We start from the raw sequence: 11,004 nt of genomic DNA, 5'->3' as shown, positions 1-11,004 counted from the left end.
CCGAACAGACCAACCTGCTGGCGCTGAATGCGGCCATCGAGGCGCCCGGGCCGGTGAGAAGGGCCGAGGCTTTTCAGTGGTGGCCGATGAAGTGCGGCACCTGGCCAACCGCACCCAGGAAGCGGCGGCGCAGATCGGCGCCATGACCCAATCCCTGCAACGCCAGACCCAGGGCGCGGTGCACGATATCGAGAGTGCCCGGCAACAGGCGCAACTGACCCGGCAACTCTCGGCCCAGGCCAGCGTGGCCCTGGCTCAGGTGGCGGAGAACCTGGGCATCATGCACGGCCTCAACCAGCAGATCGCCAGCGCCACCCAGGAACAGTGCCAGGTGGCTCAGGGCGTTGGGCGCAGCATGCTCAAAGTGCAGCAAACCTGTGAACGCAACCTCTCCAGCAACCAGCAATTGGACAGCGCCAGTAAAGACCTGGAGCGTCTAGGGCAGGAGTTGCACGGCATCCTGCAGTTTTTCCGCTTGTCCTGAGGTGTAGAAAGTCACGGAGTAAATTGCACAAAGCCATTTTTGCGCATAAAATCGCCAACAGTGCAATATCTATCAGGTCCATGAACATGCTCAGTAATCAAAGCGGGTCGTTGATTGAGGTGGCGTTGCAGCAGATGAAGAAGTCGATCATCTGCTGCGATCTGGCTCCCGGCGAAAAGCTTAAAGTGGCGGAATTGTCCAAGGCCTATGGCTTGAGCAGTTCGCCCATCCGCGAGGCGCTCAACCGCCTGGCCCAGGAAGGCATCGTCGAAGCCAGCGAGAACAAGGGCTTTCGCGTCGCTGGCCTGTCGGTGGAGGATTTCGGTGAAATCACCCATCTGCGCTGCCTGCTGGAGCGCGAGGCCCTGGCCAATGCCATCGCCCATGGCGACGATGCCTGGGAGGCCGATATCCTCGGCGCCTACCATCGCTTGAGCCTGGTGGAAAAGAAGCTCGGTAGCCTGCCGGTGGCCCTGGACGATGATTGGTCGGAGCGGCACAAAGCCTTTCACTTCGCCCTGTTCTCGGCCTGCCAGTCGTCCCTGTTGCTGCGCACCGTCGACTCGCTGTTCGACCGCGCCGAACGTTACCGGCGTTTCTCGGCCCTGCGGCGCAAGGTCGAGCGGCATAAAGGCAACGAGCACAAGCGCCTGATGGATGCGGTATTGGCCCGGGACACTGAGAAGGCCGTGGCCCTGCTCAACAGTCATATCAGCGAAACCCTGAGCCGGGTCAGCGATGCCTTGCTGGGTCAGCATTCCACCCTGCAATAAGCCCCCGGCAACAAGCGCTCGGCAATAAACACCAGGCTAAAAAAACGCCGCGCCAGTTCACTCTGGCGCGGCGTTTTTTATGGGGCACTGTTAGCCATTCAGGCTGTGCAGCAAGCGGTTGATCAGGGCCAGGGCCTGGTCGTCGCTGATGGCGCTACCGAACACATAGTGGTCAGGGCGCACCAGCAGCACCTTGCACTGGCGTTCGTTCATCCACTGCCCCAGCAGCCCGTCCTGTTCCTGATAGTGATCGATCGGGTCGCCGGCAGCGGGGGCCTGGTCCACCAGACGCACGATCTGCAGCGGCAGGCGTTGCAGGCCCTGGGGCAGCTGTTGCAGCAGGCGCTCGCCGTCAAAGTCGGCGGCCAGCACCAGGCGCAGGCTTTGCCCGGTGAAGCTGTCGAGCAGGCCTTGTTCGCCGTCACGGTTGCGCACCCGGGGCTGGGGGAACAACTCGCCGGCTGCGGGTGAACTGTCGATCAGCCCGGCATTCAGTGGCGGAATCAGCGATTGGCGGATCATGCCGTTGGGCGTGGCGCGCATCTGTTCCAGCAGGCGCAGGTCACGCTCGGCGGCCCGCTGCGGGTCCCGCTCGCAGATGGTCTGGCCGAAGCTCTTGGCCACCTCGGTGGTGCGTCGCACATGGGGCGCGCGCTCGGCCTGGTAGCTGTCCAGCAGTCCCGGGGCGGCCAGGTCGCGGTTCACCAGGGCCAGCTTCCACACCAGGTTCAGGGCGTCGCGAATGCCTTGGCACATGCCTTGGGCCAGGAACGGCGGGGTCATGTGCGCAGCGTCGCCAAGGAAGAAAATCCGCTCGGCGCGCCACTGGCGCAGGATCAGCGCATGGAAGCGGTAGCTGGACGCGCGCCAGATCTGATAGTCCTCGGCCGGCAGCCAACGGGCGATCAAGCGGCGGATCGACTCGGGGCGAGCGATGTCCACCGGCGACTCGTCGGGGTTGATCATGAACTCCCAGCGCCGATGACGGCCCGGGCCCACCACGAAGGTGCAGGGGCGCTCGGTTTCGCAGTACTGCACGTTGGTCTCCGGCAGGGTTTCGCCGGCGCCCTCGTTGAGCAGCACGTCCACCACCAACCACGGCTCGTCGAACGTCAGGTCTTCCATGCCGAGGTCGAGGCGGGTGCGGATCTGGCTGGTGCCGCCGTCGCAAGCCAGCACATGGCGGGCACTGTAGGTGTGTTCCTGGCCCTGGGCGTCCCGCACCAGGACTTCGGCCTGCTGCTCGCCGGAGCGCACGTCCAGCACCTCGACGCCCAGTTGCACGCGCACATGGGCGTAGCTGTCGATGCGTGCGCGCAAGGCACGTTCCACCGGCGGTTGCGAGAACACGTAGTTCGGCGACCAGCCCAGCAGGTGCGGCGGCTTGGCGGCGTCGATGCGCTTGATCAAGCGGGCGTCGCTGGACACATAGTGCGAGGCCCGATAGGGCATGGTGTGGCTGGCAATGGCGTCGGCCAGGCCGAGGTTGTCCAGGGTGCGCATCACTTCGTGGTCGAAGCCCATGGCCCGTGGGTTTTCATAGATGTCAGGGGCCTTGTCCAGGGCCAGGGTCTTGAGGCCCCAGAGCCCGGCGAGGTTGGCTGCCGTGGCGCCCACCGGGCCCATGCCGACAATGATCAGATCGTAATCCATGCTGTGCTCCATCTTCTTGTTGTGGTGCCCGGCCGAGGGGAGTGTGGACACGCCTCAGGCCTGGGTGTAAGCGGTTTTGACCGTGGTGAAGAATTCCACCGCATGGCTGCCTTGTTCCCGAGGGCCGTAGCTGGAAGCTTTGCTGCCGCCAAAGGGCACGTGGTAATCGACCCCGGCGGTGGGGGTGTTGACCATCACCATGCCGCTCTGCACTTCCTGCTTGAAGTGACTGGCGTGCTTCAGGGACGTGGTGCAGATCCCCGCCGAGAGGCCGAACGGCGTGTCATTGGCCAGTTGCAGGGCGTGTTCATAATGATCGGCGGCAATCAGGCAGGCCACCGGGCCGAAAATCTCCTCCCGGGCGATGCGCGCCTGGGGATCGGTGTCGACAAACAGTGCCGGGCTCATGAAGTAGCCGTCGGTGCCTCGTCGCAGCGGTTCGCCGCCCCAGGCCAGGGTCGCACCCTCGGCCTTGCCGATGGCCACGTAGTCCAGGTTCTGCCGCAGTTGCGCGGCATCGGCCACCGGGCCGATCTGGCTCTGCGGGTCCAGCGCGTGCCCCACCCGCAAGGCTTGCAAACGCTCAGTCAGGGCGGCGGCGAAGGCCGGGTAGATGGCCTTCTCGACAATCAACCGCGACGACGCTGTGCAGCGTTGCCCGGTGGAGAAGTAAGCGCCTTGTACTGCGCACCCCACCGCCTGATCGAGGTCGGCATCGGCCAGCACCACCAACGGGTTCTTGCCGCCCATTTCCAGTTGCAGCTTGGCGAAGCGCGCCCCGGCCACCTGCATCAACTGGCGCCCGGTGTCTTGCGAACCGGTGAAGCTGATGGCTTGCACCCGCGGTGCTTCGAGCAGGGCCTGGCCGACCACACTGCCGCGGCCCATCAACAGGTTGAAGGTGCCGTCCGGCAAGCCGGCGCGGCTGATGATTTCGGCCAGGGCCCAGGCACTGCCGGGCACCAGGTCGGCGGGCTTGAACACCACGCTGTTGCCGTAGGCCAGGGCCGGGGCGATTTTCCAGGCGGGGATGGCAATCGGGAAATTCCACGGGGTGATGATGCCGACCACGCCTACCGGCCGGCGCAGGATATCCACTTCGATTCCCGGGCGTATCGAAGCCAAGTGCTCGCCACGGACGCGCAGGGTTTCCCCGGCGAAAAACTTGAAGATCTGCCCGGCGCGGACCACTTCCGCCGTGGCTTCGACCAAGGTCTTGCCTTCTTCCCGGGCCAACAGATGGCCCAGTTCATCTCGGCGTGCGAGCAATTCGCTGCCGATGAAATCCAGGGCATCGGCCCTGGCTTGCGGGCTTTTGCCGGCCCAGATCGGTTGTGCATCACGCGCCGCCAGGATCGCCTGGTGCGCGTCGTCGGCGCTGGCCTGGGCGTACAGCCCGACCAGGTCATGAATGTCCGAAGGGCTGAGGTTCTCCCTGATGCCGCTGCCTTCGACCCACTGTCCCGCTATCAGATTCTTGTGCATGGCATGACTCTGCGTGCATGTGTGGGCGACCGGCCCGACGCCGGTCGCCGCCAGGGGGCTTACCAGCGCACGCGCTGTTGGGCGATGCGCTCACTGATCGATTGCATCCACTCGTCCCGGGTCTGGAAGCCTGGGCGACGCTTGCACATGGCCAGGGTCTGGGCCCGGATCTGCTCGGCGCTCTGCTCCAGGTCCAGGGGCTCGCGGCACGGCTGGTTGGTGTAGTAGGGCGCGTCGACGTACATCTCGATCGGGTTGCCTTCCGGGTCCTTGAAGTACAGGGACCAGGCATTGCCGTGGTCGACCTGGTCAATTGGCCCGATGCCGTTGGCCTTGGCGAACTGGTAGTAGCGCTGCAGGTCTTCGAGGGAGTCGAGGAGGAACGACAGCTGGTTGATCGGGTTGAAGGCCAGGTCCACCGGCTTGCCGTCAAACAGCACCAGTTGATGGTGGACCTCGGGGTTCTGGGTCATGAAGAACAGGCGGTGACCGGTGGAGGCCACGCCCTTGTCGCTGACGATAAAGCCCAGCTTGCTGCAGTAGAACTCGACCATGTTGTCCAGGTCGGCGCAGAAGGTCCCAGTGTGGGTGAAGTTGATTCGCGGAAGGGTGTTCATGCTTGGCTCCTGATTATTGTCATTGTTTGCGCGAAGCGTGCTTCAGGCCTCGTCGGCCACGGGGTTGGACAGGGTGCCAATCTGCGTAATCACCACCTCGAACACATCCCCCGGCTTGAGGAAAATCGGCGGCGTGCGCTTGAAGCCGATGCCGCTTGGGGTGCCGGTGGCGAGGATGTCTCCGGGGTTCCAGGTCAGGGCCTTGGACACGTAGGCGATCAGGGTCGGGATGTCGAACGCCAGCTCGTCCAGGGAACCTTCCTGCAACTGCTCGCCGTTGAGAATGCCGCGAACTTGCAGCGCGCGATAGTCGGCAATTTCATCGGCCGTCACCAGCCATGGGCCCAGGGCACCGGTGCTGCGGAAGGTCTTGCCCATGCCGTATTGGTGGGTGTGGAACTGCCAGTCGCGCACGCTGGCGTCGTTGAAGCAGGTGTAGCCCGCGACGTGATCCATGGCGTCTTCGACGGCGATGTGGGCGCCGCCCTTGCCGATCACCACCGCCAGCTCCGCTTCAAAGTCGAACTGCTCGGACACCACCGGGCGCAGCAGCGGTTCGCCGTGGGCCAGCAGGGTTTCGGCAAAGCGCTGGAAGATCACCGGGTACTGGCCGACCTTGCGCCCGGCTTCCTCGGCGTGGGCCACGTAGTTGATGCCGACGCAGATGACTTTGCCCGGCGCCGGGATCACCGGGGCCAGTTGCACGCTGCTCAACGGGTAGTCGGGCTGCACGTCGGCGACCCGCGAGCGGGCCTGTTGCAACAGTTCAGGATCGGCCAGCAGGGCCGCGAGGTTATCGACACCGGGGAACTGCTTGCCCAGGTCGATGACGTGGTCGTCGACCACGGCGCCAAAACAGGCTTGCTGGTTGTGGTGATAGGAGATCAGTTTCATGGAGTGCTTTTCCTTTTTGTGCATAAAACATAATTTCTTGCACCATACATTACAAAATGCATATTATGGAAGCCCGCCAAGCAACTTCTTACAGGCGGGTGTCTGCCGGAGATCAAGCATGTCGTTGGTGAAGATCCGCAAATTCAAACTGGATATAGAAGAAGTGCATCACGAGGGCGGGCCGGTGGTGGCCGAGCCCCTGTTGATCGCCGTGGCCGTGGCCGTGGTGGAGAACCCCTACGCCGGGCGCTATGAAGAAAACCTGCTGCCGTTCATGGAGCAGTTGCGGGCCCTGGGCAGCGAGTTGTCCCAGCGTTTGATCAGCGCCCTGGGCGGTGCGGATCGGGTCCAGGCCTATGGCAAGGGCGCCATCGTCGGTGAAGACGGCGAACTGGAGCACGGCGCGGTGTGGCACGAGGCCGGCGGCTGGGCCATGCGTGAAGCCCTGGGCAACCCCAAGGCGATTGTCCCGGCGGCCAAAAGCATTGCCGGGCCCGGCGCGCGAATCATGATTCCCCTGGGGCATATCCAGGCCGCCTACGTGCGCAGCCACTTCGGCGTGGCCGAGATGACCTTGTGGGATGGCCCGCGGCGCAACGAAATTGCCTTCGGTTTGGCCATGGCCACCGGCGGGCGTATTCACGCGCGCATTGGCGGCCTGGCGGCCGACGCGATTAAAGGTGAGGACGGCCTGCGCTGAGCCCCATGAATTCTGTATAAAAGGCGTGCCTGCCCCCTGCAGGCCGCCGCCCGAGAACAACAACAAAAAGTGTGGAGAATGTGATGAGCCCGAAAATGATGCGTGCGGCACGGATGTACGAAGGCGGCCAGCCGATGCAAATCGAACAGGTGCCAGTCCCGGCGATTCGCCCCACTGAAGTGCTGGTCAAGGTCGCCGCTTGCGGCATCGTGCCGAACCTGCACAACATCCTCACCAACTGGGTCAAATGGTTCCCCCATCTGCCGCTGCCCAAGCTGCCGGCAATCTTCGGCCTGGACCCGACCGGAGTGATCGAGGCGGTGGGCGACCAGGTCTACGACTTCAAGCCCGGCGACCGGGTCTACGTCAACCCGGCCCGCTACTGCGGTTCGTGCCGCGCCTGCCGCGCCGGCAACACCACTGGCTGCAGCGCCTACACCTTCAACGGTTACTTCGGCTTTACCCCGCGCAGCCCACGGATGTTCGAGGACTACCCCTACGGCGGCCTCTGTGAATACATGCCCGCGCCGCAGTACAGCCTGGTGCGCCTGCCCGACAACCTGAGCTTTGAAACCGCCGCGCGCCTGGGCTACCTGGGCACTGCCTACCGGGCCTTGCTCAAGGCCAATGTCGGCCCGGGCAGCACCGTTTTGATCAACGGCATCACCGGCACCCTGGGCCTCGGCGCGGTGGCCCTGGCCTTGGCCATGGGCGCGCGCAAGATCCTCGGCACCGCGCGCAACGAAACCCTGTTCCAGCGGGTCAAGGACCTGGCTGCACCAGGGCGCATTGAGATCCTCTCCCTGGGCTCGTGCCCGACCCATGAATGGACCGACCGCATCACCGGCGGCGAAGGCCTGGACGCGGTGATCGACGCCCTCGGCCCGGGCGCCCGGCTGCCGGCCTGGTGGATGCTATGCGTGGGCTGCACCGTGGTGGCGTGCTGGTGAACATCGGCGCGGTGTCCGGTGAAGTGCCCCTGGACCTGCACTGGATGATGGACAACGACATCCAGCTCAGCGGCTCGGCCTGGTTCACCACCGGCCAGGGTCAGAACATGGCTGATATGGTCGAGTCCGGCGCCCTGGACTTGTCGTTTTTCGAGCACAGCGTGTTTGCCCTGGAAGACGTCAACCAGGCCATCAGCGGCATCGAGAATCGCCAGGGCGGTTTTGGCAACTTCGTGATTCGTCCGTGAACCGTGGTCGGGGCCGCCGCCTGGCGCGCCCCGGTCAACGCCTGGGCAGGAGAGGGCAGTATGCAGATTCGTAGAGTGGTAACCGGCCACGACGGGCAGGGCAATTCGGTGTTTGTCAGCGATGCCAGTGCGTCGCGGGCCAAGGATTTCAGCGACATCCCGGGTTATGGCTTCAGTCAGGTGTGGAGCCGCGACGGTGCATCCGACGCCGACCAGAGCACCCTTGGCGGCTCGTTGTTGCCAGGGGTGGGCGGTTCGTCCTTATTGATGATCAGCCTGCCGCCGGACTCGGTGATGGCCGCGCCCCTGAACCCGCAGCGGGCCTTGGGTGAGATGGTCGAGGCGCTGCCGGGGTTGATCGAGTGTTTTGAACCCGAGGCGCCGGGCATGCACCGCACGCCGACCCTGGATTATGTGGTGATCCTCGAAGGCGAGTTGTGGCTGGAGCTGGACAATGGCGAGCAGCGCCTGGTGCGCAGCGGCGACGTGGTGATCCAGCAGGGCACCCGGCATGCCTGGCGCAACAAGTCCGAACGCCCGGCCCGGGCGCGGTGTTTATGCAGGGCCTGGCCCAGGGAGGCCAGCCATGAGCGCGACCCTGAACCTGCTGGGCCTGTCCGGCAGCCTGCGTCGGCACTCGGCCCACAGCGCGGTGCTGCTCAGCGTGGCTGAAGCGTTGCCGCCCGAGGTGCGCCTGACGTTGCACAGCTTGCAGGATGTGCCGCCCTACAACGAAGACCATGACGGCCCGAATGCACCGCCAGCCGTGCTGGCCTTGCGCGCGGCGGTGGCGGCGGCCGATGGCCTGTTGATCGGCTCGCCGGAGTACAACCACGGCATGTCCGGGGTGCTGAAAAACGCCCTCGACTGGTTGTCCCGGCCCCACGGTCGTTCGGTGCTGACCGGGCGTGCGGTGTTGACCTTTACCGCCTCGCCGGCTTTTACCGGCGGCGCCCGGGCCCATCAGCAATTGAATGAAACCCTGTGGGCGGTGCAGGCACGGCAGGTGGTCTATCCGCAGATCGTGATCGGCAGCGTGGCCGGCAAGATCGTCGACGGGCGCCTGGTGGACGAAGCGGCGCGCAGTTTCCTGATGGCCGGGGTCGGCCTGTTGATCGAGCAAGCCCAAGCCTCCTAAACGCGCACGGTGCGGGTGAGGGCGCGGAGGTCGCCTTCGTCCGAGCCGCCGATGCGCCGGCAACACTTCACCTCCCCAGCCCGGCGCAACATTCTTGGCCGCGGCGCATTACAGCAATCGACCGCGTTGCCGATAACAGCGATATGGAATCACTGGGCCGTGCGTGGCCAGTTTCCCAGGCAGGAGGGTGGCGGTTGCATGGGGCCGGAAAGAGCCCAATCACCGCAGCTTCGACGGCGTCGCCTATCCTGAGGTTTTCGGCTTATAGCTGCTCTTCCTGCTTTCGGTGCTGCCCCTTTGAAACGCGACCTTCGGCTTGCCTCATTGCTGACCTACCTGGTGTGCTCATCGGTCATTCTGATGACCCTGTGGCAGATCTGGACCGCTCGCCAGAACACCCTGAGTGATATCCAGACCGACACTGTCAACCTGACCAACGCCCTGAATACCTACACCGAAGGCATCTTCAAGCAGAGCGAGCTGGTGCTGATCGGGCTGACCGAGCGCATCGAGAACCTGGGCGATGACCCGAGTGACGTGCAACGCCTGAAGTCGGTGGTGGAGCAGGAGATGGCGGCGCTGCCGCAGCTGAACTCAATGGCCTGGTATGACGACCAGGGCAACTGGCGCTTCTCCACCCATCCCATCGCCAAGCGCACCAATGCCAGCGACCGTGAGTTTTTCACCTACCACCGTGACCATCCTTCGCGGGAGGTGTTTATCGGCCCGGCGATTCGCAGCCGGGTCACGGGCGCCTGGGTGATTTCCGTGAGTCGGCGGATCGACCATGGCGACGGCTCCTTTGCCGGGGTGCTGTCGGTCACGGTTGGCCTTGATTATTTGCTGAGCTTCTACAAGAGCATCGAGGTCGGTCAGACCGGCGTCATCAGCCTGACCTCGGCCCAAGGGCGCTTGCTGCTGCGCTATCCGTTTCGCGAGGAGGACATCGGCCGCGACCTGTCTTCGGCGCCGATCTTCGCTCAGGCCTTGGCAGACACCAGTTCGGGTACGGCGGACTTTATCTCCAAGGTCGACGGGGTACGGCGCCTCTACGCGTTCCGCAAAAGCGCCGAGTATCCGCTGGTGACCACCGTGGCGGTGGGGCAGGACGAAGCCCTCGGCGCCTGGTGGAGCCAGTCCAAGCAATCGGCGGTGGTGGTCCTGTTGCTGTCGGGGTTGCTGCTGGTGCTGGGCCGGCGCTTGATCAATCACATCAACCGGCGCATCAGCGCCGAGCAGGCGTTGATGGACAGCCGGTCGCGCTTGCTGGAGTTGAACCAGACCCTGGAGGTGCTGGCCTCCGAGGACAAACTCACCGGCCTGGCCAACCGCCGGCGTTTCGATGCCTTTCTCGACGTTGAATTCCAACGGGCCAAGCGCAGCGGCCTGCCGTTGTCGCTGATCCTCATCGATGTGGATTTTTTCAAGCGTTACAACGACCACTACGGGCACTTGGCGGGTGATGAATGTTTGAAAAACATCAGCCGCTTGATCCAGGCGTGCGTGGGGCGCCCGGGGGACATGGTGGCCCGTTATGGCGGTGAGGAAATTGCCGTGGTCTTGCCCAACACCGACGAGGCGGGCGCCCGCGCGGTGGCCGAGGCCATCCGTCACGACGTCGAACGCGCCGGGCTGCCGCACCAGGGCAGCCCATTGGGGATGATCACCGTCAGTGCCGGCGGCGCGACCTGCCTCGGGGCTGATGAAACCTGTCACCAGGAGCGCCTGATCGAGCTGGCGGACCAAGCGCTGTACGCCGCCAAATCCGCCGGCCGCAACCGCACGGCCTACACCACCCCCTAGACGCCGGCCGTCTTTGTAGACGCTGCCTTTGTAGGAGCTGGCTTGCCAGCGATAGGGCCCTTGAAAACGCCATCGCCGGCAAGCCGGCTCCTACAAGGGGCAATGAAGCTTGCAAGCCCACACCTGCCGCCATTTATGGCCAGCGCCCGCTGTCTTTGTAGGAGCTGGCTTGCCAGCGATAGGGCCCTCGAAAACGCCATCGCCGGCAAGCCGGCTCTACAAGGGGCACTGAAGCTTGCAAGCTCATATCTGCCGCCAA

Annotated in this window: 9 protein-coding genes and 2 pseudogenes; 7 read left to right on the top strand and 4 right to left on the bottom strand. The window is 64.4% G+C overall.

Features of this window, described 5'->3' with window-relative positions:
* A pseudogene (locus tag M1B34_RS25245) lies at window positions 1–484 on the top strand (methyl-accepting chemotaxis protein); the annotation flags it as partial.
* Window positions 485–570: 86 nt separating this feature from the next.
* Window positions 571–1,257, top strand: a complete 687-nt coding sequence (locus M1B34_RS25240; protein WP_268266537.1) for a GntR family transcriptional regulator — start codon at window positions 571–573, stop codon at window positions 1,255–1,257.
* Between the two features lie 90 nt (window positions 1,258–1,347).
* Here the strand turns inward: M1B34_RS25240 and M1B34_RS25235 are convergent, their stop codons facing one another.
* From M1B34_RS25235 to M1B34_RS25220, 4 genes are read right to left on the bottom strand one after another with little or no spacing between them, the layout of a single operon-like run.
* Window positions 1,348–2,910 (bottom strand): bifunctional 3-(3-hydroxy-phenyl)propionate/3-hydroxycinnamic acid hydroxylase, encoded by a 1,563-nt coding sequence (locus tag M1B34_RS25235; protein WP_268266536.1) that lies wholly within the window; start codon window positions 2,908–2,910, stop codon window positions 1,348–1,350.
* A 54-nt stretch (window positions 2,911–2,964) separates the two neighbouring features.
* Entirely contained in the window at window positions 2,965–4,395 is a 1,431-nt protein-coding gene (locus M1B34_RS25230) for an aldehyde dehydrogenase family protein (RefSeq protein ID WP_268266535.1), read from the bottom strand.
* A 59-nt stretch (window positions 4,396–4,454) separates the two neighbouring features.
* Entirely contained in the window at window positions 4,455–5,012 is a 558-nt protein-coding gene (locus tag M1B34_RS25225) for a VOC family protein (protein ID WP_123335697.1), read from the bottom strand.
* 42 nt (window positions 5,013–5,054) lie between these two features.
* Window positions 5,055–5,906, bottom strand: a complete 852-nt coding sequence (locus tag M1B34_RS25220) for a fumarylacetoacetate hydrolase family protein (protein ID WP_123335699.1) — start codon at window positions 5,904–5,906, stop codon at window positions 5,055–5,057.
* A 118-nt stretch (window positions 5,907–6,024) separates the two neighbouring features.
* On the opposite strand from M1B34_RS25220, the gene M1B34_RS25215 reads away from it, so the two are divergent.
* The 5 genes and pseudogenes from M1B34_RS25215 to M1B34_RS25195 all read left to right on the top strand — a co-directional run bounded on the left by M1B34_RS25215 (window position 6,025) and on the right by M1B34_RS25195 (window position 10,745).
* A complete protein-coding gene (locus tag M1B34_RS25215) occupies window positions 6,025–6,606 on the top strand; it encodes an amino acid synthesis family protein (RefSeq protein ID WP_268266534.1) in 582 nt (193 codons plus the stop codon).
* 83 nt (window positions 6,607–6,689) lie between these two features.
* Window positions 6,690–7,804 (top strand): annotated as a pseudogene (locus M1B34_RS25210) (alcohol dehydrogenase catalytic domain-containing protein).
* Between the two features lie 60 nt (window positions 7,805–7,864).
* Complete coding sequence (locus M1B34_RS25205; RefSeq protein ID WP_268266533.1) at window positions 7,865–8,476, top strand: cupin domain-containing protein; 612 nt, start codon at window positions 7,865–7,867, stop codon at window positions 8,474–8,476.
* A complete protein-coding gene (locus M1B34_RS25200) occupies window positions 8,391–8,942 on the top strand; it encodes an NADPH-dependent FMN reductase (RefSeq protein ID WP_268266532.1) in 552 nt (183 codons plus the stop codon). Before M1B34_RS25205 ends, M1B34_RS25200 begins: the two co-directional genes overlap by 86 nt.
* A gap of 297 nt (window positions 8,943–9,239) precedes the next feature.
* Window positions 9,240–10,745 carry a sensor domain-containing diguanylate cyclase gene (locus tag M1B34_RS25195; protein ID WP_268266531.1) on the top strand — a complete coding sequence of 502 codons (1,506 nt, stop codon included), beginning with the start codon at window positions 9,240–9,242 and terminating at the stop codon, window positions 10,743–10,745.
* The last annotated feature ends 259 nt before the right edge of the window (window positions 10,746–11,004 follow it).

It is taken from the genome of Pseudomonas morbosilactucae (genome assembly GCF_023241715.1).
Lineage (GTDB): Bacteria > Pseudomonadota > Gammaproteobacteria > Pseudomonadales > Pseudomonadaceae > Aquipseudomonas > Aquipseudomonas morbosilactucae.
This window is presented reverse-complemented; position numbering and strand designations above follow the sequence as displayed.

What these genes read in the sequence shown, in the direction of transcription:
- M1B34_RS25240 (WP_268266537.1), top strand. Translation starts at nt 571, where the DNA reads ATGCTCAGTAATCAAAGCGGGTCGTTGATTGAGGTGGCGTTGCAGCAG.
- M1B34_RS25235 (WP_268266536.1), bottom strand. Translation starts at nt 2,910, where the DNA reads ATGGATTACGATCTGATCATTGTCGGCATGGGCCCGGTGGGCGCCACG.
- M1B34_RS25230 (WP_268266535.1), bottom strand. Translation starts at nt 4,395, where the DNA reads ATGCACAAGAATCTGATAGCGGGACAGTGGGTCGAAGGCAGCGGCATC.
- M1B34_RS25225 (WP_123335697.1), bottom strand. Translation starts at nt 5,012, where the DNA reads ATGAACACCCTTCCGCGAATCAACTTCACCCACACTGGGACCTTCTGC.
- M1B34_RS25220 (WP_123335699.1), bottom strand. Translation starts at nt 5,906, where the DNA reads ATGAAACTGATCTCCTATCACCACAACCAGCAAGCCTGTTTTGGCGCC.
- M1B34_RS25215 (WP_268266534.1), top strand. Translation starts at nt 6,025, where the DNA reads ATGTCGTTGGTGAAGATCCGCAAATTCAAACTGGATATAGAAGAAGTG.
- M1B34_RS25205 (WP_268266533.1), top strand. Translation starts at nt 7,865, where the DNA reads ATGCAGATTCGTAGAGTGGTAACCGGCCACGACGGGCAGGGCAATTCG.
- M1B34_RS25200 (WP_268266532.1), top strand. Translation starts at nt 8,391, where the DNA reads ATGAGCGCGACCCTGAACCTGCTGGGCCTGTCCGGCAGCCTGCGTCGG.